The organism is Stutzerimonas stutzeri RCH2, from assembly GCF_000327065.1.
GTDB classification, from domain to species: domain Bacteria; phylum Pseudomonadota; class Gammaproteobacteria; order Pseudomonadales; family Pseudomonadaceae; genus Stutzerimonas; species Stutzerimonas stutzeri_AE.
Genome location: NC_019936.1, coordinates 670,076 through 695,220, shown reverse-complemented (window position 1 = coordinate 695,220; position 25,145 = coordinate 670,076). Strand labels below are relative to the sequence as shown.

Here is a 25,145-nt window from a genome sequence, read left to right as displayed (position 1 = left end):
TACACTGGCCACTCCGAGTCGCCCCGTTGGCAGCCAATCCCGTTCTCTCAAAGCGGCGGATTTCAGCCACGCAACAACAAATCACCCTCGATCGGCACGTAACGCGTCGCAGCGCGGATCAGTGACTGCGCGGTGAGCCCCGGCACGCCATAGGCGGTCGCTTCGGCGCCGCCGGCCCGCACTCGCTCGAGCAGCAGGTCGAAATCACCGTCACCGGACGCCAGCACCACTTCGTCGACCCGTGACGCCGCGTCCAGCACATCGATGGTAATGCCCACGTCCCAGTCGCCCTTGGCCGAGCCGTCGCTGCGCTGGATGTAGGGCTTGAGCTTCACCGTGAAGCCAAGGTTGCGCAGGATCTGCTGGAACTGCTGCTGCCGCGCATCGCCACGCTCGATGGCGTAGGCATAGGCTTCGACGATAGTGCCGCGGCGGCTGACGTCGGCCCACAGCGCCGAGTAATTGAAGTGGCAGCCATGGGCCTGACGCACGGTGTAGTAGAGGTTCTGCACATCGGCGAACAGGGCAATCTTCTTCACGCGGCAGCCTGGATCTGGAATGGGCCACCAGTATGGACGGCGAAATCGCGCATGTCCCGCCCCGACCACATCCGTTACAGTGGCGCCCCGAATCGATCCCTCACTTTCGGTCTGCAATGAACGTTCTTGCCATCCTGCGCGACGCCTGGTTCTTCTACTCCCGCCATTTCCTGACCATCGTCCGGCTCTGCCTGCCGCTGATCCTGCTGGAAAGCCTCACCCGCGTGGCACTCGATCACTGGCTCGGCAACGACGCACCGCCCGCCCTGGACCTGCTGGTAGGCCTGATCTTCTACCCGCTGTACGTGGGCGCACTGATCCTCTTTCTCGACGCGCGCAGCCGTGGTCATGATCCGGCGCTAGGCGCGGTCTATGCCCGGGCATTGCCACTGTGGCCAGCATTGGCCGTGCTTTCGGGGCTGGGCTCGCTGCTGATCCTGCTTGGCGCCTCGCTGTTCGTGCTGCCGGGCATCTGGGTGATGGTCAAGATCGCCTTCGCCGAGTACCTGCTGGTACTGCGCGGTCTGTCGCCACTGGCGGCACTGAAGCAGAGCTTCGTCATGACCCGAGGGCATTTCCTGTTGGTACTCGGCTGCGTGATGACCGTGCTGTTGCCGGTCTGGATACTCGAAGTCTGGATCGCCGCCCAGCTGTTCGCCGACGAGACGCCACCGCTGTTGCCGCGAATGCTGCTGGATGGCGTCGTCGGCCTGCTGCAGCTGCTGCCAACGATCATGCTGTTCCGCTGCTTCATGCTCTGTAGCGAGCCGAGCGTGCGGGAAACGGACGCTGGCTGAGCCCCGTTCGGCTGACACCCTGGCCAGGCGCCCGGCGACTGCTAGGCTTGCTCCCGCCACATCAGGAGACAGCGTCATGGCCGAAACGAACCCAAGCATCCTTTCGCACATTTCCCTGGGCAGCAACCGCTTCGACGAAGCGGTTGCGTTCTATGACCAGGTCCTCGCCACCCTTGGTTGCAAGCGCATCCTCGAACACCCCGGCGCAGTTTCCTGGGGTCGCGAATTTCCGGAATTCTGGATTCAGCGACCCTTCGACGGCGGCACGGCATCCGTGGGCAACGGCACCCATGTCGGCTTCTTTGCCGCGAACCCGGCGGAGGTGGACGCCTTCCATCGGGCGGCAGTTGCCGCAGGGGGCATCGATGAAGGCGCGCCCGGCCCACGTCCGGAATATGGCGAGCCTTACTATGGCTGTTTCGTTCGCGATCTGGACGGCCACAAGATCGAGGCGTCGTATTGGGATATGGCGTTGATGCAGCAGCTCTACGGTACCGCAGGCTAATCGAGACAGGTCACGACGCGCGGCTGCCCAGCAGCCGCGGCAACAGCAGGTTCTGGTACAGCCGCGGGAAGCAGCGGGCCAGCAGTCGGGCCTTCCAGTCGAGGTTGGAGAGCACCAGCAGGCGCTTGCGGCGCAACGCGCCCTGATAGATCGCCTCGGCCACATCCTGCGCCGAGGCTACCCGACCGATATCCAGCACCGGAGAAGGCGCCGTGGAGCCATCGCCGACCAGCACATGTTTGCGCAGGTCTGTAGCCGTATAGCCGGGACACACCAGCATGACGCTTACCTCGGTATCACTCAGCTCGCCGCGCAGCGTTTCGAACAAGCCGTGCAGCGCATGCTTGCTGGCGTTGTAGGCCGCGCGATTAGGCACCGGGGCATATTGCGACAGCGAGCTGAGCACGATGACCTGCCCGTTGCGCGCGATCAGGCTCGGTAGCGCGGCCTGAGTGCAATGCAGCGCGCCGTAGAAGTTGACCGCCATGACCCGCTGAAACACCGCCAGGCTGGTGCTGGCCACCGGGCTGCGATGGGTAATGCCGGCATTGTTGATCAGCACATCGATACCGCCGAAACGTTCCACCACCAGCGCGATAGCACGCTGCACCGCCTCGGCATCGCTGACGTCGCAACAAAGACCCAGCGCTTCGGCATTGTGGTGGTCGGCCAGATGCTGCACCAGACCATCCAGCGCGTCCTGCTGCAGATCGAAGATCACCAGCCGTGCACCGGCCTGGGCCATGCGCACCGCCAGGGCGCGGCCGATGCCGGCACAACCTCCGGTGATCACCACCAGCTTGCGGTCGAATACCTTGCGATCAAATACCTTGCGCTGCATGCCGTTCTCCTGATTGGCGCATTCTTCACGTCTTGCTCTGAGCATAGGTCGATATAGGCGGACATTCCTCACACCGCAACAAGATGGCGCATGGACAACCGGACTGCGTCTGCGCATCCTTGCCAGAACAGCGCAAGGCAGCGATCGATCCATTGAAAGCATTTCTGTATCTGGCCCTGGTCACCGTCCTTGGCCTCCCTGCCGGAGCCATGGCCGACCCCGGCACGCAGCGAATCCTCAACGTCGGCTATTACGAATTCGCTCCGGCCATCTACACCGATGGCTATGGCACGGCGCGTGGCGAACTGGCCGAGCTGACCCGGCGCGTCGCCCGCCAGGCCGGCTATGGCGTGCGCTTTCGCGCGCTGCCCAGCGCACGACTGTACGCCGCGCTGGAGAATGGCAACATCGATCTCTGGCCTGGCGCCCACGGCAAACCCGGGCTGGCCGCCCATACGCTGGAGGGTCGACATACCCTCAGTCAGATCAACCTCAACCTGTACCACCGCGCAGGTACACCGGCGCCGCGCATTCCCGACGATCTGGCCGGCAAGTCGCTGATTCTGATCGGCGGCTACAGCTACTGGCCGAACATCAACGCGCTGCTCGACGACGCGGCGCTCGACCTGCGCCTGCTGCGCACCAGCAATCATCTTTCCGCGCTGGAAATGCTGCGGCGCAAGCGTGGCGACTATCTGCTGGACTATCAGATTCCCGTGGAGCAGGCCCGCCAACGGCTGCAGATGGAAGAGCTGCCCTACCTGCGCCTGACCCAGGTGCCGATCCACTTCATCGTTTCGCGCCATGCCCGCGAAGCCGAGGCCGTCGTGACGGCACTGGACCAGGCCTACGAAGCATTGCGTGCGGCAGGCGAGGACCTCAGCCTGCCATCGGACTGAGCCTACTGCCCGCGCGGCTTGGCTCGCGCGGTGGGCTCGGCGATCAGCGGGTCGTCCGGCCAGTAGTGCTTGGGGTAGCGCCCTTTCAGATCCTTCTTCACCTCGGCATAGGTGTTGGCCCAGAAACTCGCCAGATCCTGGGTGACCTGCACTGGCCGCCGCGCTGGCGAAAGCAGGTGCAGCTTGACGACCTGCCGGCCAGCGGCGATGCGCGGCGTGTCGGCCAGGCCGAACAGCTCCTGCAGACGCACCGCCAGCACCGGCGGCTGCTCACTGTAGTCCAGGCGAATGCGCGAATCGGACGGCACCGTCACGGCAACCGGTGCCTGCTCCTCCAGCCGCTGCGGCAACGGCCAGGGCAGCAGCGTGGCGAGCATCGCGGCGAGATCCAGCTGGGCGAAATGCGCCAGCCGCGTGACCTTGCCCAGATAGGGCAGCAGCCAGTCATCCAGCCGTTCCAGCAGGGCGGCGTCACTGACGTCCGGCCATTCGCTGTCGTTGCCAGGGGCCAGATCGAGCTGACGCAGCAGGCCGATGCGCGCCTGCCACTGGCGCAGCTCCGGCGTCCAGGGCAGCAGCTCCAGGCCCTTGCGCCGCACCAGGCCAAGCAGCGCACGGCCGCGTGCCTCCTCATCCAGCGATGGCAGCGGCTCGCTGCTCAGCACCAGCTCACCGACCCGCCGCTGCCGCTCGGCACGCAGCACACCCTCACGCTCATCCCATTCCAGCTCGTCGCGCAGAGCGACCTGCTCGGCCAGCGGACCATCGAATAGCATCGGGTCCAGCGCGACGGCGCGATAGATACGTTCCTCGCGCTGACCCTGATGACTGCCCAGCTCGGCAATCACCAGCCACGGCTCCTTCATCAGCGCATCCGGCTCGCCGAACTGCGCCGCGCGGCCGTTGGCCAGCCGATAGCCCCCGCCGCCCTCGCGGCGCTGCCGGGCGACGCGGTCCGGATAGGCGAAGGCCAGCAGCGCGGCCAGGGCCTGTCGCTCATCGAGTTCGGCCGTTGGTGCCGCCGCGGCACCACGCAGCAAGCTGCGAAACTGCCGGGCCAGTTGCCGGACGCGCTGTACCCCAGCACCACGGCCATCCTGCAACTGATGCAGGCGCAGGGCGAGATCGGCTCCGCCGCCGCGCTGGCCGCCGGATTGAATGTCACGCTCGACCAGCAAGGCCGCCACGTCGGCAGCCAACACAGCCACCCCCATGGCCTGCCCGCGCAACAGCATGTGCGCCAGGCGCGGGTGCGCCGGCAGCTCGGCCATGGCCTGGCCGTGACTGGTCAGTTGCCAGCTGCCGCGCTGATTGCGCAGCAGGGCGCCGAGGCGCTCCAGCAGCGCCTGGGACTGGGCGTAGGCCGCAGCCGGCGGACGGTCGAGCCAGGCCAACTCGTCCGGCTCGACGCCCCAGCGCGCCAGTTGCAGCGCGACGCCGGCCAGATCAGCCTGAAGGATTTCCGCCTCGCCATAGGCTGCCAGCTGGGCGTGCTGGTCTTCGGACCACAGCCGATAGCAGATACCCGGCTCCAGACGCCCGGCGCGACCGGCGCGCTGCGTGGCCGAGGCGCGGGAGATACGCCGCGTCTCCAGGCGCGTCATGCCGCTGCCCGGATCGAAGCGCGGCACCCGCGCCAACCCGGCGTCCACCACCACGCGCACGCCTTCGATGGTCAGGCTGGTCTCGGCGATGTTGGTCGCCAGCACCACCTTGCGCATACCGCTCGGTGCCGGCTCGATGGCCGCGCGCTGCTGCGCCAGTTCCAGCTCGCCATGCAGCGGGCAGAGCAGGATGTCGCTGCGGCCCGACAGCTGATCGGCGAGCGCCTCGTTGACCCGACGGATCTCGCCCTGCCCCGGCAGAAACACCAGCACACTGCCGTGCTCCTCTTCCAGCGCCTGCAGCACCGTCTGCACCACCCGCGGTTCGATGCGCTCGCCCGGTGCCAGCTGGCGTCCCCAGCGTTGCGCCACCGGGTGCATGCGCCCCTCGCTGCGCACCACCGGCGCATCGTCGAGCAAAGCCGAGAGGCGCTGGCCCTCCAGAGTTGCCGACATCAGCAGCAGCTTCAGCGGCACATCGCGCAGCAATTGCCGCGCATTGAGCGTCAGTGCGAGAGCCAGGTCGGCATCCAGGCTGCGCTCACGCATTTTGCCATTCGCATGGATTTATCATTAGATACCTAAACCCAGCAAATACGGGATCTTCCACCCCAAAGCAAGGACAAGAATTCGTTGACAATCATCAGCAGCACCCTGTTCTTACCCAACTATCCATTCCGAAAAATTTCGGAGCCCCTAGCCAAGGCCTTTCAAACCCACGCGTCGTCGGAGTTGATTAACGTTCCGCTGAAGCTGCTCGAGTGCTACCTCCAACTCATCGAGGCAGAACTCTCCTACGTCCATCTGTCGAGTCGAAGCTGCGAGCCGATCATCATCGGTTTTGTCGGTGCATTGCGATCAAGAACTTTGGCCGATAGCAAAGAGCCTGTTCGGATTCGCTGGGCTCGACGTTTCGTAGAAACACTTACAAGTCTGCGCGACGAAATTCCAGGCATGCCCAATTTCGACTATTTGATGGCCGACCTCGAAGAAGGGAAAGAACTCTGGGATTCCCAGCAGAAAAAATTGAACCCATTGGCCTTGCGCTATTGGAACGGATGGCAAGTCGACTCCCTAAAAGGAGTACCAAGTTTTCTCGCGCTGGGAGAACTATGGCACTCCCATGGCCCTGAGTTTACAGAAGAGTACTACCGGACATGGAAGACTTTTTCGGCCAAGCAAGCAAGATGCAACACCACATTGTGCAACAAGCTGGCCAGCTATTTATCGAAGAACTCTTTGGAGTGGCCAACTACAACCTTCCAAAACCCAGAAAATATAAAATCATTCTTTTTGCACTTCATGAAGGAGCACTTCTTAACCGCATATAGAGAAAATCTAAATATACCAACCCAGATAAAAACGTGGAACAGGTTCATATCGAACTGCGAAGAGGCCTTTATACAATCAGGAGTTTGGGCAACCCCTTTTGGGGATGGACTACCACGGCCCATCCGCCCCAAACAACACAGAGCGCAAACAAGAGTGTCCGTGTCTGATGAGGGGGTGGAAATCCATGAAAAACTTATCACTAGAGTCCCTCTCGAAATAACTGATAACGAGGCAATAGAAATATTATTCAAAAGTATCCACAAAGACATCGAAACCGTAAAATCCTGGGCAACAGAACAAGCCAATGAACTTTACTCGAGAGTCCAACTTCGTATACTCGCAACCACACGGATAAACTCCTCGGAAATCAAACCTCGAAAAGGCTGGCAGCGTCGGAGTTACGATCACGAATCAATTTGCGCGATTTTTCAAAGCAACGGCTTTCCATCCTCGCGCATGGACTTCGAACACCAATACGGATACACCATATTATCTGCTGATGTCGCAAATATACTTGGACTTCCGGCTGCTGGCACTCTTTATCCCTACCAATGCTTACTGGTAGCAGAGCACAATGAGATCACAGAATCTTTCCTTAAGAATTTTCGTTTGTATGACGACAAAGGTAGAAGATCCGGCTTTGTGAAAACCGACACCGGGTATCAGTTGGTCGGCTTCAAGGATAGAAGAGGTGGAAAGCTAAGCGAGCAGAAAATACAACTAAACGCGAACTCAACAAAGCGAATCTTCGAAGTAATAAAGATCACAGCACCGTTAAGAAAATATCTCAAGGGAATTGGCGACAGCCGATGGAAGGAGTTATTCCTGACCTGCGGGAAGGGTTTCGGTCACCCGCGGAGCGCTGTAATTCCGACTTGGAACAAAGCGCTATTCGATAAACACACACGGATTTTTGAACGACTTGCACAACAATTTTCAAATCATACTTCCTTGAGGGGTACTGAACTAAAAAATTTCTTATCTCGAGTCACCCTTTCTAGTCTTCGAGCCTCATGTGGGGTAGAGGTATATTTAAAAACCCAAAGCGTCGAAGCCATGTCCAAAGCGCTCGGCCACGCAAACCACGACTGCCTGCAACTTTCTCACTACCTGCCGGAGTCAATACTAGCCTTCTTCCAAGCCCGCTGGATAAGAATTTTTCAGCGCGGCTTAATCTGTGACGCGATGAAAGATAGCAGCTTCCTCATAGAGGCCGCAGACTTCGAGACAATGGAAGAGTTAAATCTATTTCTTAAGAACCATGCACTAAAAGACATCCCTGACCACCTGGTCAACCCGGAGAACACTCAAACAACTGAACCCTATTCAGCGAATCAGTACTCAGAGGTCTACATCTCAGTGGATCCAGGGATAATGACCGCCCTCGTATCATTAGAGAAAGCAGTGGCTACAGCGGAACGACCCGAAGAAGTGACAGGAGTAGCACGATACTGGGCAGATCTAACGAAGGCCGTTGTTGCCGAGATCAGAAGGGATAATGACGCACTACTGAAAGACCACCTTTATGTCGCCGAGCAGAGGTGTAACCCCCGCAGAATGGAGAAGTTGATATATGAATGTTGAATTACCAGCAGAGCTAGACTTCCTAAAAGCGTTCTACACCGACCCTAGGACAGAATACAAAAAATCAAGTTGGTTGCTGAGTGATTTCGACTTGCACATATGGAAATATGATTTCAATTTTGCGACCCCCAACACGATCAACTGGGACATTACATTAGACGACGAAACTTCTCTGCTTGCCCAAAAAAACAAGCCATTACTAGACGGGCTAAAGTATTTTTTAACAACATCTACACGTTCTGTTCGAGGATCGGCGATCGAATTAGGTTCACTAGCCGCACAGATGACGATGTTTAACAGGGCCATTCACGTTGCCGATTACATTCTTCTGAATGCAAAAGAATATCAGCTATCCAGATTCGGATTGGCTGGAATCAACAGCCATCACATGAAGAGAATGCTAGACGTCTTCTCAAGCGTCAACGGTTCGGAAGAGTCGGTTTACGAGTGGACCAAGACTATCAGCAAATTTTGTTTAAGCTTAATAAACACTTCCAGTTCTATCGAACTCGATAGCATTCTAGATCAATATCCACGAATGCGCATTGTGACTGACGAACAACTAGATGAGCATCACCTGGAAATACCTTTTGATTTAATACCTTATGCAAGAGCTGCCTTGCATTTGCATGGATATTATAAAAAAAGATCAACTGCTGGAGTCCGCACCCCTAACACCTTGCAGCTAGCGAAATCGCTTTATGCCAACACACTGAAAGGCGGGCATCTAAAACTAAAAACATTAAGCTCATTAGAATTCTATACTGATAATGAGAGAGAAATAATATCGAGAGAGTATCCCGGTTCATCGGTCAGGACAGGTGACCATGAAGCAATGACATCCGGTCCATTTCGCGCCTACAGATTTTTAACATACAACCTTGGAATTCTTCATGAAATTGGGCTTCCAGCTCCCGAAGTATCAGAGCTGAAGCAGATACTTGATTATGAACCATCACTCTCTGAAGCTGCTCGGTTTCGGACGCTGCCGTACCCAATAGTGAGAGACGCCTTCAGAAAATCAATCGAGTACCATTTCAAGTATGGAGAACTTCTAATAGAAGGTTTCTGCCGCATGGCAGAGCATTGCAACCTCAATGGAATTGCCCCTACGCAACTTACCAATGGAGAGTTACAAGACATTATGCCCCCTGAGCTTATCGACATGGGAATTAGGAAGCTTGGGCTTGTATGTCAAACGGTGTCTATTAGGCACGGCGCACTGAGAAAGCAGTCAAATTACTTCATAGAACTCAGAAATAATGTGGGACTGATTGAGTGCTTACGCATCTATATTGGATGTGTCCAGATGGTAGTTGGAACAATCATGGCTCGCCGAATAGGAGAAATGCTCGATTTGCACTCGACTGACTGCCTAGATAAAAGCGAAAGATGGTTGATCTTCTTAAATAGAAAAAGCACATCCAACCTGTTCGGCATAAGACAACGCCAAGCACGCCCAATCGAACCCATTGCCGTAAAAATGATTAAAAACTTAATTTCCATGCAGCAGAGACTTTTAAAAAGCGGATTCATAACTGAAATGACTAGCCTCTTTGCCCCCCCCGGACTCCTCGGAAATGCCGGGCTTAGTCAGCAAACAATGTATGCCTACAATAGAAACCTAGACTTGTTGTGCGATTATTTCGAACTACCACTAAATTCAAAAGGAGAAAGGTACTATATCCGACAACATCAACTTCGACGCTTTTTCTCCATGGTATTCTTCCACTCGAGCAGTTTTGGAGGACTGGAGACACTGCAGTGGATGCTCGGGCACACCGACATGCAGCATGTTTGGAATTACATTACTGAGTCCACTGATGGTGCAGTTTTGCGTAGCGCTAAGGCTCAGTTCATAGCAGAAAGCTTGCATAATGGCGATATCACTGCTTACGAAGATCTAGCCGAAATACTAAAAATTCGTTACAACACAGATAATTTTGCTCTAGTAGACACTGCTGAACTTGAAGACGCAATCACCGACATGATAAAGACAGGGAAAGTCCAGATTGAGCCAGAGTTTTTCACAGACGAAACCGGCCAACATATGCGCGTGGTAGTAAAAATTCAGAGCACAGACTAAATGAAAAAAATCTCCGACCTAGAGCCACATGCTAGCGCCACATTAATAACCAGTGAACTTTTAAAGCTAATCTACCGTAATCCTGACTATTTTTCCAAAAACGAGAACATTCTAAAGGCTCTCAGAAGCCAAGGAGCGCTAGCCAAGCTCGAATTCAATTTCGAGGACTCAGGGGCTATAAAGTCAAAATCCCCAATGAGCATCAACACTTTAAAATCTCACGCCAACTTACAGTTCAAGGGAGGATTTAAGGAACTTGATACCCTCCGCCTAGCGGCATTGAGGGCCATTGAGAAGGTCAATGGCAGCAAAGAGGCCACTTCAACAAAACGCACTAAGTCCGGACTTTCGCGACTAGTAACTGAACTAGAGGAGAGACTTGATAAGCAGCGCTGCGCCAACATGGTCCTCCTCCAGGGATTAAGCCTGGCAATTAACGAGTTAAGAAATATACGTAGCAATCTAGATCCCGCTCTACTTGAAAAGCGGGCAAGCGATGCCGTTCAGGCACTTACTGCTCTACTGAGCCTCCCTCCAGAACAGCCACCCCCCCCCTCCCCTTCTTCCGGAGACGGGCGAGTTACGCGACTGGAGGAGTATCGCAAGTGACAAACCACCTTCGCCAACAACTATTTAAACCACTTAAAGAGCTAACACTCTTTAGCTACCATGCGCATGGAAGTACTATAACAAAAGATGGTTCTGGCCTGCCGTTTTGCTGTTGGCCTGATGGCACGCCCAATAACGTCGCAAATCTCTACATGCTCGCACTACGTGACCGCCCTGGCCGAGGTGGAAAAGGCCTATCAAGGCACGGCGGTAAAGGCGGAAGCATTGGGGAGTATGCATCCAAAATAAGCCCACTAGTTCGCTACTGCTTCAGATACCGAACTGACTTTATAGGACTGTCTGACCAACAGTTCTCAGACTTCATTGACGAATTAAGAAAGGAGCGATCTGTCAACGATCCCACTGTAAATAGGCGCACCGAAACTACACTCCTAGCAATTGGTAGGATCTGTCTAGATTTTTTGCAATTCGTAGGACGTCTTTATGGCGACGATGCATTTGTATCAGAGAATGGAACCATCCGCGCCGTAATGAAAACATTTACTATCACAACGCGCTCAGGAAGAACGATAAAGCGGAGTTATCTGCATCACCACTCTCTTCATGTATCTGGAACGCGCTACCACACGCGCGATCCGATCCCGAGCGAACATATAAAGCTTTTGCGAGATTCAGCAAACAAAATCCACCCATCGAGACACCTTCAACTTCGACGGAATCTGGTGATTTCCTTGCTTGAGCATACGGGCGCTCGACGCAGCGAGATAATTGAAATTACCGTTTCGGACATACGTAATGCCATGAACATGTCGTTCCCATTGCTACGTCTGCGAACCTTGAAACGTGGAACCTATTCCGAGCGTTTTATCCCGATTTCAAGAGTGGTACTAAGCGAAGCTAAGAAATATATTCAGTTTGCCCGCAGAATATCTCTTCGCAACTTCAAGGACACGGATCACGACAGACTCTTTGTTCAAGAAAAGACTGGTAAGCCGCTCGGTGCCTGCAGTATTACGAATGAAATGATTCAACTTAGAAGTCACGCCGGCATCGAAGAAAAAGTCTGTGCACACATGTTCCGCCATGCTTTCATCACCAATCTTTTCGTACTCCTAATCAAAAGACACAAGTTCAAGCAAAAGGACGACTTCAGAAGCGCCCTGCTTAATAGCAAAAAGTTTCTTTACGACGTCATGCTGTGGACTGGCCACAAAGATCCCCTCTCGGTAGAACGGTATATTCATCTTGCATTCGCCAAACTTGATGGATACGAAGACATCGTTTCATCTGCCCATATAATCAGGACTAACCGTATATATGACCAGGCCGAGGAGCTACTTCTGAACGCATTAAAAAATGGTATGCCAGTTGACGAGTACGTGCGTGAACTGGAGAAGCTAAAGCAACTTCGGCAAGAAGATCTCAAGAAAGAGACAAAGGAAGAGGAAGAGGAAGAGGAAGAGAATACGGAGTCAGTCAAAAGCTGGGAGCATTGGCATAACCACCTTTGAATGTTGCGATACAACTCGCTTCACTGCCGAAGCGTCCATAAAGCGCGTGTCTAATGACGACGACGTTTACCGGTCGTTCACTGGGGCGAAAGAGACAATCCGCTCCTGCCCGTGCAAGGTGGCATCCTGAATGCCCGACTCAATCCGTAGGGCTCTGTCCGGATAGATGTCCTTGAGGTTCGTCATCACCTGACCCTTGTCAAGGCTGAAGATCACTTGGCCGTTGTGATCAACCAGGAATGCATGGTCGATGCCGCCAAAGTCCACGACATCTATGATCCTCCACTAGGGTGTCAAGGGTGAACCGTCGCTTAAGTTCCGGAGCACACATTTACAAAGGGCCGAAATCTGCAAAAAACGGGCACGTCGACTCTACGAATGGCAATACGGTAAAACTCGCACGGCCCTAGTACGCCGGTTGACTGGCACACTCAACAGAGAGCCAACCTGCGTTGCTCTCGAGGCAACACTGGGTTCCGGTTCACACGCCCGCATTGAGCAACAGCCTACGATTTTCGCGGCTTAGCTCTAGCTGTAGCCTGGGCCACAAGCGGGTCCTCAGGCCAGTAATGCTTAGGGTACCTACCTCGTAAATCTTTCTTCACTTCCGCGTAGGTATTGCGCCAGAAACTCGCCAGGTCCTGGGTGACCTGCACCGGGCGCTGGGCCGGGGACAGCAGGTGCAGCTTGACGCCCTGACGGCCACCGGCGATGCGCGGAGTGTCGGCGAGGCCGAACAGCTCTTGGAGGCGCACCGCGAGAACCGGCATCTCGTCGCTGTAGTCGAGGCGGATGCGCGAGCCGGAGGGCACTTCCAGCGTACGCGGCGCCAGCTCGTCGAGGCGTTGCGGCAGCGGCCAGGGCAGCAGGCCATGGAGGATGCCGGCGAGGTCGAGGTTGGCGAAATGGCTGAGGCGGCTGACCTTGCCCAGCCAGGGCTGCAGCCACTCCTCCAGGCTGGCCAGAAGCGCCGCGTCGGAGAGGTCTGGCCATTCGCTGCTGCCCGTGTCGGCCAGGTCCAGTCGGCGCAGCAGCGCCACCCGCGCCTGCCACTGGCGCAGCTCCGCACTCCACGGCAGCAGCTCCAGCCCCTTGCGTCGCACCAGACCGAGCAGCGCACGCGAGCGGGCCTCGTCATCCAGTTCGGCAAGGGCTTCGCGGGCCAGCACCAACTCACCCACTTTCACCTGACGTTCGGCGCGCAGCACACCTTCGCGCTCTTCCCAGTCGAGCAGGTCCTGGCACCTTACCTGTTCGGCCAGAGGGCCGTCGAACAGTGCGGGATCAAGGTCGGCCGCGAGATAGATGCGCTCTTCACGCTGGCCCTGGCGGCTACCGAGATCGGCGATCACCAACCAGGGCTCCTTCATCAGCGCATCCGGCTCGCCAAAGGTGGCTGCACGGCCATTGGCCAGCCGATAATCGGCCCCTCCGGCACGACGTTGCTGGGCAATGCGGTCCGGGTAGGCGAACGCCAGCAGGCAGCCGAGCCAGCGCGGGTGATCCGGATCGGCCACCGGCTCGCTGGCCGGGCCACGCAGGTAGGAACGGAACTGCCGCGCCAGCTGGCGAGCACGCTGCACGCCGCCACGAGCGCCACGCGCTGCCTTGTCGTTACCGGCCAGCAAGGCGAGGCGGCTGTGCAGGTCGGCACCGCCACCACGCAGGATGTCGCGCTCGCCCAGTAGGGCGGCGAGGTCACAGGCCAGGCCGCCGAGTCCCAGGGCGTGGCCACGTAACAGCAGGTGGGCAATGCGCGGATGGGCGGGCAGTTCGGCCATGGCCTGGCCATGGCGGGTCAAGTTGCCATCGTCGGCCAGTGCGCCGAGGCGTTGCAGCAGGTCACGGCCCTGGGCGTAGGCAGCCGTGGGCGGCGGATCGAGCCAGGCCAGTTCATTGGGATCACCAATCCCCCAGCGCGCCAGTTGCAACGCCAGTCCGGCAAGGTCGGCCTGGAGGATTTCCGCGCTCCCGTGGGCGGCCAGTTGCTCATGCTGGGCCTCAGACCAGAGCCGGTAGCAGGCACCCGGCTGCAGACGGCCGGCACGGCCGGCACGCTGGGTCGCGGAGGAGCGGGAAATACGCTGGGTGTCCAGGCGAGTCATGCCACTGGCCGGGTCGAAGCGCGGTACACGCTCCAGGCCCGCGTCCACCACCACGCGCACGCCATCGATGGTCAGGCTGGTCTCGGCGATGTTGGTGGCCAGCACCACCTTGCGCTTGCCCGCCGGTGCCGGCTCGATGGCCGCGCGCTGGGCAGCGAGGTCCAGTTCACCGTGGAGCGGGCAGAGCAGGATCTCTGACCGGCCAGCGAGGCGCTCGGCCAACTGCTCGGCGACGCGGCGAATCTCCGCCTGGCCGGGGAGGAACACCAGCAGGCTGCCAGGTTCATCGGCCAGGGCCTGGAGCATGGTCTGTACCACCCGGGGTTCGAGCGCCTCGCCGATCTGACTCGGCCGCCCCCAACGCTGCTCCACCGGATACATGCGACCTTCGCTGCGTACCACAGGCGCCTCGTCCAGCAGGCGCGACAGGCGCTCGCCTTCCAGCGTGGCGGACATCAGCAGCACCTTCAGCGGCGGTTCGTCGCGCAACAACTCACGGCCGTTGAGACACAAGGCCAACGCCAGATCGGCATCGAGACTACGCAGATGATACTCATCAAATATGAGCAGCCCAACGCCATCTAGGGCAGGATCGTCTTGAAGCCGACGAGTAAGAATGCCTTCAGTCACTACTTCAATTCGAGTCTGTGGTCCGACCTTACTCTCCAAGCGAATTCGATAGCCGACTGTTTGCCCAACGCTTTCTCCCAGCTCGCTCGCCAGTCGCTCAGCTGCGGCTCTGGCAGCTAGTCGACGTGGTTCGAGCATGACAATAGTCTGGTCGGCCAGCCAAGGCTCTTCCAGCAGCGCTATTGGTACTCGCGTTGTTTTGCCTGCCCCCGGCGCTGCCTCAAGTACAACTTCATTACGTGCAGACAAGGCATCTCTTAAAGCGGGCAAAACAGATTCAATCGGCAACAAACTCATGATGGCTCCTAGCTGAGCCACCAATTATAGATACGAGGGAAGCTGTTACGGCACGGCGGTATGTCAATCACGCCCAGTGCACGGCTCCCTTCGGGCCGCTCAGAGATAAACGGGGCCTATTTAAACGGCATGATGGACATCAAGGCCACAGCCAGCATCTGCCCCTTGAACACCTGACGAGGGGGATCCTCTTGCCAGTGTTGCGCCCCGGCTCAGCTGGCTCCGTGATCCGAAAACATCGGATCATTTAACAGCCAGCTGACTAACACCGGATGTAGAGGTCCATGCTTGTCGGCCAATAGGGAAAGCTCTTGCTTGGATCGCTCTTCCACTCGACCAGCCAACCAGACGGCTTCTGCTGTCGGGTAATGCCGAAGTAGATTATTTGCTTGGTACCGTACGTTTTCAGGAAGGCTCGTGTCCCTAGCCAGCTCCTGTAGGAAGTCCCGTGTTTGAACAACGCTACGGGTGCGCTCATGGGCCATCGTCATGGTATTGCTCCTGAAATGTCCGCGGGGAGAGGCGGCTTCTCGTCACTCAACATGAGTCGTCAGCCTCTCCGCCTCACTTTTCGATCACTGCATTGAGCGCGCCAGAGCCATCCCATATGGGGTAAGGGAGCCCTTTCACCTTCTTATCCTCGACGAGGAAGGCCAGGCTATAGCGCGCGCGGGTAATCGCGACGTATAGCTTGTTTCGCGACTCCTCCGTCTTATCCTTGTCGAACACTTTGGCATTTCCGCCAATGAACTTCAGATGTTTATCTGACGGGATCACAAGCACTCGATCAAAGCCTAAGCCTTTGCAGGAACCGAACGTATAACAGATAAGGTTACCCGGTAGGTATCCAGTGCCGGTGGTGGACGACCAGCGCAGTACTTGAGGCTGAAACGCTGCCAAGTAATCGCTCACCTGAGATTGTTTCACTATGAAGGTGCCATGGTGATGCGATATTTCGTCTGGCACTTTCTCGACACCTGTTACCGTCTTGTCATACAGCCCCAGGTGGATCGTGTCGGAGAGGTCGCAGATTTCTTGTATGCACCTGCGATTCTTCGGCATCGAATGCTTTTCGAACTTCATTTTCCCGACGAAGTAATCGACCTTCTGTTGAGGCGTCTGCGGAGCCTTATGGCCGAACGTCGTTGTGTAGATTGTCTGTCGAAAGTCGCCCACACAACAGATCGAGTCGACCATGACCTTGTTGAGTGATTTGATCACGTCGTAGTCCCAACCGACCAAATCCTGCACTTCATCAAAATAGACCCTTTGATAAATCTCCTTCAACCGCTTGGCAGGGGCATTTTTGGATAGTTTCGCAATGAGGGTCGCAAGCTTTGCCAAAAACCCGGAGTACGCCTTTGTTTTGCAGGGCGTCAGGTAATGCAGTGGATTGATCGTGCCATCTTCCGATTTTTCAGCTCTGCCTTCAATGTAGTAGGTTGTACCTGATATTAAGTGAGGGTTGTTCTCAGTGAACGAGATAGTCGTGATCCGATCTGGAAATACCTCGCTCTGATAGGGACGCACCATATCTTCCAGGTAAAAAGAGAACAGCCCCTTGACGACGAAGTGCTCACTGCTAGCACCGTACAACTCAACAAAACGAGAGCGCAACTCTGCCTGATTATTGGTTGTATAGGTGACTACAAGCACACGTCCACCAGCCTTGATGGTCTCAATGGCTTCAGTAATGATCTTGTGCGTTTTCCCTGATCCGGCGCCTGCGACCCAGAGTTCGTTAGGCAAAATCGAGCACCTCGTCTAGAAAGGCTGGGTACTTGAAGTCCAGTGCGCCATCGAACAGTTTGACCGCAGAGTCGACCTTGCGAGCGCCTTTACCGTTGCCCTTTACGCTCTTGAACCAACGGATCAAATTTTCCCTTCGATCCTCCAGAGAGACCTCTGCGTTGTAGATATTGAAGGTTTCCGTCGACAAGACTTCCTTTGCGAAAGCGTCAAGGGTTTTAATGTCAACTGCGTTGGCATAAATCATCGCTGGCTCAAGCGAAAATTCGGCGTCGTTCATCGACGAGTACAGCTTGATGTTAGGAAACGCAGCGTATTCCAGACGTCCTTGTACAACGTTACCGTTATAGTCGCCGTCATTATCCCTGAGCACATGGATCTTGGTGCCGATCTCTTTACCGACTTCGATGAACGTCTTGAAACCTACACCGCGTACCACGATGATATCTATCCCGTCCTGCTCAGGCAGTCGGTTGTGTTTTCGTTGGTAGATTTTCTTGAGCACCAGTTCGTCCGACGGCCCCTCGACCAGGATGACCTTGCCCGACAGTGCCACCCGCAAGGTGTCGTAGCCAGGAAGACGCTTGAGGGTCTTCACCACTTTAGCGTCTAGCGTGTGCAGCCTTTTGTACCCTGACTGCACAAGGCAAATTTTGTCGATACTCAGCTTGTTCAACACATACGAGCTGTGGGTGGTCAGGAACAGCTGCTTGTCTCCTCGCTGGGTTTCGATGTAGTGCACAAGCTTGTTCAGATTGGTGTGAGATAGATGATTTTCGGGCTCTTCCATCATCACCAGATCGATGTCGTGGGATTTGTTCTGAATGGCCAGTTTAATCTGCACATTGCTCTGTTCACCCTTGCCGATGAGGTGAAAAGGCACATCATCGACCTCAAGCTGTAGGCCGGTCTGGATGGAGCCCGCAGGTAACGTACTTGCTGCAATGGTGAGCTTGCTATCGGTGATAAGGTGACCCGCATCAAGGCTGGCATTGACCGTCCTGACCTCCCCGGAGTTGTTAAACACCTGCAGGTTTTCACGATAATTGAGGGTCAGCTTGACGAGCTCTTCCTTCGCCAATGCGGTGTTGAGAATGCTCGAAATGTACTGGTTCTTCCCCATGGTTGGGTGGATACGTGTGGGGTCGATGTACAGCGCCTTAAACTTCTTAGCGATCGGTTTTATCGGATTCCAACCGAAATCGAGCCATTCCACCTTATAGAATTCGATCGGAATGCTGGTGATGTTCGGCTTGGTCAGCAGGTGGCTCTCGTATACGGCCTCCAGCGACGGGTCGAAACAGGCTTGTACCAAGACGCCCTGGGCGTCAGCCTTGAGGCTGTTGTTCGAGCCTCGGTACTCAGGCACACCGTCAATGTAGGCTTCGATGATAAGGCTGGGCAGGTGCTTGGAGCTCAAGTCAGAGGCGAGAAACCGCGTGACGGCATCCTGATTGAAAAGATCAGGGGAGAACTCGCCGTTGAAGGGCCGTCCACGATGATTGTAATTGAGCACAATTTCTAACGCTTCCAAGATTGTGCTTTTACCAGCATTGTTGTCGCCGACGAAAATATTGACGTCGTCGTTGAATTCTAGAAGTTCGTCGCGAAATTTTTTGAAGTTGATCAGCTTGATGGCTTTAACGTGCACTCTAAATCCCTCTAGGCATCGCTTGATAATGGCGTATTACCATGGCAAATGAACCGTACCTTGGGTGGTGTGTGCTGTCCATATGGCTATCAGCTGAAGACGAACGTCTAGAGCAGTTTTGAATCACCTCGAGTGCCGTGGTCACATCTAATGCCTGCTTTTGGCCCAGAGTGTGTAAAAACGCTTCGTCAAAATTGAAGCGCGCGCGTCTACGTGAAATCTGAAATTTTTCGGCACCTCAGCAGATGTGGATTTCGCCCAGATGCGCGATTTCCAGTCCGGTTTTGAGTACCTGTCGCGCTCGAAAACGTTTTTACACAGCCTCGGCCGATTGCAGCCGGTGACGACAGGCACCTGTCGGCCAAAAGCTGCCTGTCGTTGAGTGCAATTTTTGACTCATGGCTGCCAGCAACGGCAGCAGTTAAAATGCTCAGAGACGATCACTCAACGAGCAATAGACCTAGTTTGTTCGACCGAGCTAGATTAGTAAAAGCTCTTTCACTTTTTGCTTGATTTCAGCAGGGCTTTCTTCAAATCCGTATTTACCGGCATTATCTTTAGAAGAGTTATATCCCAAGAAATAACCATTGTATTGAAAGTAGTTAGTGTCAATTTTTCGCCTGCTTGGCTTGCCTTTTTCCAGCATATCCAGAAGCGTTTTTAAGTGTGAGCGTGTTAGCCAGAATTTTAGAAGTAATCCGCTCCCTAGCACTTCAGTGCCGATCATTGGAGCTGCTTGAAAGCCCAAGGCCTAGCTCAGGGCTAGTCGTCTACACCAGTTCCGCTATGTATGCTGAAGGGGGCCCAACCACTCTACCTGACCAGCAACCTCAAGCGCTTCGGCGAATTCAACCTCAAGCTAAACCGGCCACCGGAGCCCTGGATCAAGGACTCGGTGTTCCAACAAGCTGCCGGCTCGCTGCGGGTGATCAGACCTAGCCAGCTAGATACCGAGAAAACGCCATGATCAACATTCCTCCCGCATCCTTCCGCCTTACACCGTACGGCGAAGTGGACGCCGTGGCGTTGGAAAACCTGCGCGACAGCTTCGACACCTCTCAACTGCTCCGGCTGGTTGATCGCTTGGACGTCTGCTTGGTGGAACTGGGTGGAATCACCTCCATTCGCGACGAGCTACTGAGATTGCATGCGATGGCTCTGACGATAGTTGAGGGCATCGCTCTTACGGTGCCTGCCGAGAGTGCTTGTATCTGGACAGAAGCCCAATCTCTACAGATGGATCTTGAGGCACTGGTTTCTTGGGCGCGCTCCGCTCAGCTCATCATTGCGCCGCTGATCAATCTTGCTCCACAGCACGAGGCATGAGCGCTCTCGCCGATTTCGACGAGGCTCAACTGTTTCTGACCATGGCTGGAATCGCCCGTAAGTAGATCAATTCACCAATCAGTTCTACGAGTGTCTGAGTAATCACAGCCGCCGCGGCCAGCGCGCGAATGGACTCCGGGAGCGCTAGGGCCAGGGGAAGCACTACAAGCGAGTTGCGAGTGCCTGAGCTAAAGGCCACTGCCCGTGCGGCAGAAGCCTCCAAGCCAAATAGCCGGGAGCTGAGTACGCCGAGGGCCGGAGCGAGTAGTAGAAACGCTCCGTATACCGGAAGCAACGGCGCCAGGATGTCGAGTTGGTACACGACAGCCGCGATCTGCGAACCCACCACCACGATTAGAACCAGGGCCATTGCAGGCACTGGCAGCCAGGCCCAACCTGCGCTCCATGCGCGAAGCAGCAGAGATCGGCGTCCGCCAAATTCGGTGAGCACAGCCGCTACCAAGGGTAGGACGATCAGTAACAGGAAGGCTTCTGCGAAGGGCCACAGCTCGATCACTGTGCCGGCTTCGGGGCCAAGGATTAGCCGCAAGTAGAGGGGCAGCAGCAGAAGCTGGAGCAACAGCAGCAATGGCGTCGCCGCGAGCACCAGACGAGAGTCCCCTTTGCCCAGGTGGGTGAAGACCACCACGTAATCGATACAAGGCGTCAGCAGGACAAGCAGCGCGCCGACCAACAAGGCCTTGTTCGATGAGAGCGGCCACGTCACCAGCCACACCATCAATGGCACCAATAGGAAGTTGGCCAGCAACAAGGCACCGACGAAGCGGCGGTTGGCAAAAGCTTCTCGCAGCTCCAAAAAAGGAATCTGCAGAAACATGGCATACATCAGCACGGCAATCGCCGGTGTGATGGCCATGGCCGTCAGTCCGGTGAATTGCGCAGAGCTCAGGCCTGCAATGGCAGCGGCCACCACCGCCGCGAAATAAAATGCTATCTGGTGTTCTTCCAGCCAGTCCCGCGACATCTGATATCTTCCCTTGTTGCGCAAGGGCGACATTCTCCCACTGGCATCGGATTTAACCCAGCGTTGAGGCTGGTTGCTTTTCGCTTTGCCGTTGGGCGAAGTCCGCAACGGTCCTAACAAGTCCTGCCGATAAGAGGATGCATGATGTTTCGAAATAACTGGATGGCGGGTCTGAGGCAAGTGCTCGCCATCGCCAGGAGTTAACCGCAATGAATCCTCAACCTTCAGGCATGCCCTGGAACCTGCTGCTGCTAACCTGGCTGGTCGCACTGGTATCGACCCTGTCCGCGCTGTTCATTGGTGAGGTGATGGGCCAGGCACCCTGCGTGTTGTGCTGGTTCCAGCGTGCCTTCATGTTTCCGCTGGCGGTGATCCTGGCCATCGCCTGCTACCGCTCGGATTTCACCGTCTGGCACTATGCCCTGCCGCTGACCGCTATCGGTGCGGCACTGGCATTTGTTCACACGCTGCTCTATGCAGGGCTGATTCCACAGCCGATCCAGCCCTGCACGGCCACTGGTCCATCCTGCTCAGGCGCCGGAATGACCCTCTTCGGCGTGGTGCCCCTGCCGGCACTCGCCTTGTTCGCTTTTATCCTTATCGCCATCCTGCTCATAATCATCCGTCGGAGAACCACCCCATGAATCGCCGTTCCGTGGTCCTGATCGTCAGTGTCGTGATCCTGGCCGTCTTTGCTGCCGCCGCATTCTTCTATTCCCCCTCGCAATCGCCTCAACAGGCCCAGGCTCCCGGTTCGACAGCCCAAGAGACCGCGACACAACCCAAACAGAACGGCGGCCAGTTGGTTCGCTTCCACTCACCAGTGTTCGGCCCGGCGCAAGCGCCAGTGACCATCGTCGAATTCTTTGACCCTTCCTGCGAGGCATGCCGCGCCTTCCACCCCTATGTGAAGCAGATCCTCGCCGAGAACCCGGAAGACGTGCGTTTGGTGCTGCGCTATGTACTGTTCCATCAAGGCTCCGAAGAGGTGGCGCGAATGCTGGAGGCGGCGCGTAAGCAAAATCTCCATGAACAAGTGTTGGGGGCTGTGCTGGAAGCCCAACCCGGTTGGCACGACGACCCCAAGGTAACGCAGGCATGGGCTGCTGCAGAGCGCGTCGGTTTGAACTTGGAACAGGCCCGCCAGGACATGCATACGCCTGGCGTCAACGCCGTGCTGGAAACGGACATGCAGGACGTTAAAGCCGTTGGGGTTCGTGGCACGCCGACTTTTTTTGTCAATGGTCGTGCGCTCAGCGAGTTTGGCCCGGAGCCGCTGCGCCAGTTGGTGAACAGCGAAGTGGCCAAGGCACGAGAATGACACTATGAGCGCGCTGGAAAACCGCGTGCCACCGCTGCTCGTGGCCGGCCTGATCGCTGTGCTGATGGGTTTGTCGGGAACCAAATTGCCGGGTTTCGAACTGGCATGGACCGCGCGCCTGACCTTCGCTTTGCCAATACTGCTCCTGGGGCTCGGCGTGTGCCTCGCCGGCGTCCTGTCGTTTCGCCGCGCGCGTACTACGGTTAATCCATTGCAGCCGCAGCAGGCTTCTGCATTAGTGGAGGCTGGCATCTACCGGTACAGCCGCAACCCCATGTACTTAGGCTTTGCCATTATCCTGGCGGCTTGGGCGCTGGTCTTGGCCTCGCCTCTAACCCTGCTTGGCGTAGTTGCTTTCGTGCTGTACATGAACCGTTTCCAGATCCCAGCCGAAGAGTGGGCGCTGGAAACATTGTTCGGCGAATCATTTGCCCGCTACCGTGCACGAGTCCGCCGCTGGCTCTGAGCGTCCGCGGCGGTAGCGACTGGCGGGGCTTGCTCGTCGCGGCAGCCTGCCGAAGGTGCCACGACCTAGCCTGATCTCCTCGTGACGAGCTGCTTTGGCCACATGCCGCTAGCATGTCTCTGGTCGAAGACATAGCGCCAACGAGTGATGTCGCAAGTTCACTCCGTTGATATCGAGATAACTGTCTAGCAACAGCGGTGAGCGCAAAGCAGGCTTATGCTTCGCTGCGATGACTGTCGGCCTGCCTGGTGTCGATACAAACACTGCCGTCTAGCTCCATTTCAAGTGTCGAGTGGCTGACTTTGAATCGCTCATGAAGTACACGTTTTAAATCAGTCTTCACTCGTTCAATTTCGGGCAGGCTAGCCTTCTTGATGACAACGTGAGCTTCCAATGCAGTTGAATGTTCGGCAATTTCCCAGACATGTACGTGGTGAACACTCACAACGTCGTCCACTTGCTCCATGACATTGATTATATCAGTGATGGAAACTCCTTCTGGTGCGCCCTCCATTAACAAGTGAATGGTTTTAGGTAGCATGCTAAAGCCCTGCCATAGCACGTAACCAGCAATCATCAGCGTCAGTACAGTATCTGTCCAATACCAGTCATACAGAAGGATTAATGTTCCGGCAATAATAACACCGACGGAGGCCAGCGCATCCGACACATTGTGCAAGAATGCCGCCTTTATATTCATGCTATTCTTAGACATTGTGTAGGTGAGCAAGGCCGTGACGACATCTACAATCAAGGCTATTCCCGCCACCACGACCACTGTCCATCCTTCAATGGGCTGTGGGGCAAAAAACCGACCTATAGCTTCGTAGATGAGGTAGAGACCAACGATAATCAGCGTGACCAAGTTAATCAAAGCCGCTATGGTTTCACTGCGTCGGTAGCCGAAGGTTTTAAAAGCATCTGGCGGTTTGCGACCGATTTTACGTGCGATGAGCGCAATAACCAGTGATGCGGCATCGCTCAAGTTATGTAGCGCGTCAGCTATGAGCGATAAACTGCCAGAAAGTATTCCTCCAACAACTTGTGCCAGAGTTAGCACAGTATTAACGCCAATGGCAGCGATTAAACGCTTATCGCCTATGGCTTCGGTGTTATGGTTATGTTCGTGAGCCATTGGTTTTTAACCGTCCTTAAATAACATAAGACAAGGATAGGGAGCCCAAAAAAGTAATAGATAATACTAGCACCAATACCATCTGGCCTTCCAAACCACACTGACAGAAATGCGACCACTCTCAAGCGAGTTCGTGCATTATCGTCTGAAACTTGCCGATAACTGGCCGATCCCTCTCAAACGTTAAACGACGTTGCTCGCTAATGATAGATGATGCGGCGTCAATCCGAAGATGACAAAATTGTAATCTTCCAATCATTCTTTTCGTAGGATAGGCCCTTGCAGATTGGTGCGCCTCGGTGCTGACATGACGAAGCAAGGCGCTCATGTCACCGCGCAATGGAAGCATTACATTTCAATAATGTAATGCTTGGCTCATGCTGCTGTTAACTTCAATCACGCAAAATTCATTCGAACCTGCAGGGCTCAGCGAGAAAGCTCAGCAAGCCACCTTTGAATTTAGCGAGGACTGCCCTATGAATCTGTTGAAAGCTATTGTTGTTGGTTTGGTAATCTGCGGCTCCGCATTGTCTTATGCAGAAGATGGTTACGACCGCTCAATTAAATTTAATGAAAAATTCCGAGCAGATCAAAAACGAATTCACGGAACCGAATCCGCCAAACGAAAAATAGACGAATTACAGATTAAGGATACCCGCCAAGATCAGAACAATACGGAAAGCAAGAAAGAAACCAAAGCTGACTAACCGCTTCATATCTGAACGATATTCGCCTCCTGCAGCTTCCAATCTCCTTTGGAAGCAGTTGCACTCTAAGCGCCCTTCGGGGCGCTTTTTTGTTTCCATAACTTGCCCGCAACATCGCTACCAGCGAATCGCCCGGAATTTATATAAGCCGTTTCGTTTAAGTCAGGCCGCCATTGCCTGATCTGTTGTTATTAGCCTTCGCAAGGATCATGTCCGAGTGAGCTGAACAGACGCTGTGGCGTACAGCGCACCCATGTCTGGGTCGCTATCTCAAAGGCCTCACGGTTCGCCCATGATTGACGGTGTCAGCTCGGCCTTGCACAGCCCGCTGATCGTTCCAGCCAGGGCTTTGTCGTAGCTATCGCCCTTTGCTGCCGACCGGGGCAGGTCAGTCGCTGTTTGCATAATCCTTCGTCAGCTCACCGTGGGTGAAAGCCATCAGGTCAAGGACGCGTATGTAGCGAAAGTCATACGCACTAAGCGCTGAGCAATTTTTTATTTACCG

General features: G+C 55.6%; 22 protein-coding genes and 2 pseudogenes. 13 read left to right on the top strand and 11 right to left on the bottom strand.

What is annotated here, in order from left to right:
- Positions 1 to 62 precede the first annotated feature (62 nt).
- Entirely contained in the window at positions 63 to 539 is a 477-nt protein-coding gene (locus PSEST_RS03125) for an NYN domain-containing protein (RefSeq protein ID WP_015275590.1), read from the bottom strand.
- 116 nt (positions 540 to 655) lie between these two features.
- Here PSEST_RS03125 and PSEST_RS03120 point away from each other — a divergent pair, with 116 nt between their 5' ends.
- Complete coding sequence (locus PSEST_RS03120) at positions 656 to 1,336, top strand: YciC family protein (RefSeq protein WP_015275589.1); 681 nt, start codon at positions 656 to 658, stop codon at positions 1,334 to 1,336.
- Between the two features lie 76 nt (positions 1,337 to 1,412).
- Complete coding sequence (locus tag PSEST_RS03115) at positions 1,413 to 1,841, top strand: VOC family protein (RefSeq protein WP_015275588.1); 429 nt, start codon at positions 1,413 to 1,415, stop codon at positions 1,839 to 1,841.
- A gap of 10 nt (positions 1,842 to 1,851) precedes the next feature.
- Here PSEST_RS03115 and PSEST_RS03110 read toward each other — a convergent pair whose 3' ends face one another.
- A complete protein-coding gene (locus PSEST_RS03110) occupies positions 1,852 to 2,682 on the bottom strand; it encodes an SDR family oxidoreductase (RefSeq protein WP_015275587.1) in 831 nt (276 codons plus the stop codon).
- Positions 2,683 to 2,765: 83 nt separating this feature from the next.
- Between PSEST_RS03110 and PSEST_RS03105 the strand changes: the two genes are divergently transcribed.
- Complete coding sequence (locus PSEST_RS03105; RefSeq protein WP_015275586.1) at positions 2,766 to 3,581, top strand: substrate-binding periplasmic protein; 816 nt, start codon at positions 2,766 to 2,768, stop codon at positions 3,579 to 3,581.
- Between the two features lie 2 nt (positions 3,582 to 3,583).
- Here the strand turns inward: PSEST_RS03105 and hrpB (PSEST_RS03100) are convergent.
- A pseudogene (hrpB, locus tag PSEST_RS03100) lies at positions 3,584 to 5,737 on the bottom strand (ATP-dependent helicase HrpB); the annotation flags it as partial.
- Positions 5,738 to 5,818: 81 nt separating this feature from the next.
- On the opposite strand from hrpB (PSEST_RS03100), the gene PSEST_RS03095 reads away from it, so the two are divergent.
- From PSEST_RS03095 to PSEST_RS22350, 4 genes are read left to right on the top strand one after another with little or no spacing between them, the layout of a single operon-like run.
- Entirely contained in the window at positions 5,819 to 8,101 is a 2,283-nt protein-coding gene (locus PSEST_RS03095) for a hypothetical protein (RefSeq protein ID WP_015275584.1), read from the top strand.
- The gene (locus PSEST_RS22040; RefSeq protein WP_015275583.1) at positions 8,091 to 10,187 is read left to right on the top strand and encodes a phage integrase; all 2,097 of its coding nucleotides are present in this window, start codon (positions 8,091 to 8,093) and stop codon (positions 10,185 to 10,187) included. The genes PSEST_RS03095 and PSEST_RS22040 overlap by 11 nt, the downstream gene beginning before the upstream one ends.
- On the top strand, positions 10,188 to 10,796 hold the full coding sequence (locus PSEST_RS03085; protein WP_015275582.1) for a hypothetical protein: 609 nt from the start codon (positions 10,188 to 10,190) through the stop codon (positions 10,794 to 10,796).
- On the top strand, positions 10,793 to 12,268 hold the full coding sequence (locus tag PSEST_RS22350; RefSeq protein WP_015275581.1) for a tyrosine-type recombinase/integrase: 1,476 nt from the start codon (positions 10,793 to 10,795) through the stop codon (positions 12,266 to 12,268). The genes PSEST_RS03085 and PSEST_RS22350 overlap by 4 nt, the downstream gene beginning before the upstream one ends.
- A gap of 78 nt (positions 12,269 to 12,346) precedes the next feature.
- On the opposite strand, the pseudogene PSEST_RS03075 reads toward PSEST_RS22350, so the two are convergent.
- From PSEST_RS03075 to PSEST_RS22035, 6 genes and pseudogenes are all read right to left on the bottom strand, one after another.
- Positions 12,347 to 12,550, bottom strand: a pseudogene (locus PSEST_RS03075) (chemotaxis protein); the annotation flags it as partial.
- Between the two features lie 224 nt (positions 12,551 to 12,774).
- Entirely contained in the window at positions 12,775 to 15,300 is a 2,526-nt protein-coding gene (hrpB, locus tag PSEST_RS03070) for an ATP-dependent helicase HrpB (protein WP_003292681.1), read from the bottom strand.
- Between the two features lie 212 nt (positions 15,301 to 15,512).
- Entirely contained in the window at positions 15,513 to 15,791 is a 279-nt protein-coding gene (locus PSEST_RS03065; RefSeq protein ID WP_015275580.1) for a BPSL0761 family protein, read from the bottom strand.
- Between the two features lie 73 nt (positions 15,792 to 15,864).
- Complete coding sequence (locus tag PSEST_RS03060) at positions 15,865 to 17,049, bottom strand: UvrD-helicase domain-containing protein (RefSeq protein WP_003292679.1); 1,185 nt, start codon at positions 17,047 to 17,049, stop codon at positions 15,865 to 15,867.
- On the bottom strand, positions 17,042 to 18,700 hold the full coding sequence (locus tag PSEST_RS03055; protein ID WP_015275579.1) for an ATP-dependent nuclease: 1,659 nt from the start codon (positions 18,698 to 18,700) through the stop codon (positions 17,042 to 17,044). Before PSEST_RS03055 ends, PSEST_RS03060 begins: the two co-directional genes overlap by 8 nt.
- Before the next feature lie 478 nt (positions 18,701 to 19,178).
- On the bottom strand, positions 19,179 to 19,427 hold the full coding sequence (locus PSEST_RS22035) for a hypothetical protein (RefSeq protein ID WP_101153433.1): 249 nt from the start codon (positions 19,425 to 19,427) through the stop codon (positions 19,179 to 19,181).
- A gap of 63 nt (positions 19,428 to 19,490) precedes the next feature.
- Here PSEST_RS22035 and PSEST_RS22030 point away from each other — a divergent pair, with 63 nt between their 5' ends.
- Both PSEST_RS22030 and tnpC read left to right on the top strand, forming a co-directional pair.
- Entirely contained in the window at positions 19,491 to 19,667 is a 177-nt protein-coding gene (locus PSEST_RS22030; protein ID WP_003292677.1) for a hypothetical protein, read from the top strand.
- Positions 19,664 to 20,026 carry a Tn3 family transposase post-transcriptional regulator TnpC gene (tnpC, locus tag PSEST_RS03045; protein WP_003292676.1) on the top strand — a complete coding sequence of 121 codons (363 nt, stop codon included), beginning with the start codon at positions 19,664 to 19,666 and terminating at the stop codon, positions 20,024 to 20,026. The genes PSEST_RS22030 and tnpC overlap by 4 nt, the downstream gene beginning before the upstream one ends.
- A 25-nt stretch (positions 20,027 to 20,051) precedes the next feature.
- Here the strand turns inward: tnpC and PSEST_RS03040 are convergent, their stop codons facing one another.
- Positions 20,052 to 21,011: an arsenic resistance protein gene (locus PSEST_RS03040; RefSeq protein ID WP_003292675.1), complete on the bottom strand. Its 960-nt coding sequence runs from the start codon at positions 21,009 to 21,011 to the stop codon at positions 20,052 to 20,054.
- Between the two features lie 209 nt (positions 21,012 to 21,220).
- On the opposite strand from PSEST_RS03040, the gene PSEST_RS03035 reads away from it, so the two are divergent.
- The 3 genes from PSEST_RS03035 to PSEST_RS03025 are packed head-to-tail and all read left to right on the top strand — an operon-like array spanning position 21,221 to position 22,798.
- Positions 21,221 to 21,655 (top strand): disulfide bond formation protein B, encoded by a 435-nt coding sequence (locus tag PSEST_RS03035; protein ID WP_003292674.1) that lies wholly within the window; start codon positions 21,221 to 21,223, stop codon positions 21,653 to 21,655.
- Positions 21,652 to 22,332: a DsbA family protein gene (locus PSEST_RS03030; protein ID WP_008569955.1), complete on the top strand. Its 681-nt coding sequence runs from the start codon at positions 21,652 to 21,654 to the stop codon at positions 22,330 to 22,332. The genes PSEST_RS03035 and PSEST_RS03030 overlap by 4 nt, the downstream gene beginning before the upstream one ends.
- Positions 22,333 to 22,336: 4 nt before the next feature.
- Entirely contained in the window at positions 22,337 to 22,798 is a 462-nt protein-coding gene (locus PSEST_RS03025) for a methyltransferase family protein (RefSeq protein WP_003292672.1), read from the top strand.
- Between the two features lie 214 nt (positions 22,799 to 23,012).
- On the opposite strand, the gene PSEST_RS03020 is transcribed toward PSEST_RS03025, so the two are convergent.
- Positions 23,013 to 23,933: a cation diffusion facilitator family transporter gene (locus PSEST_RS03020; protein ID WP_008569956.1), complete on the bottom strand. Its 921-nt coding sequence runs from the start codon at positions 23,931 to 23,933 to the stop codon at positions 23,013 to 23,015.
- 377 nt (positions 23,934 to 24,310) lie between these two features.
- On the opposite strand from PSEST_RS03020, the gene PSEST_RS03015 reads away from it, so the two are divergent.
- Entirely contained in the window at positions 24,311 to 24,640 is a 330-nt protein-coding gene (locus tag PSEST_RS03015) for a hypothetical protein (RefSeq protein WP_023444715.1), read from the top strand.
- Positions 24,641 to 25,145: the final 505 nt, after the last annotated feature.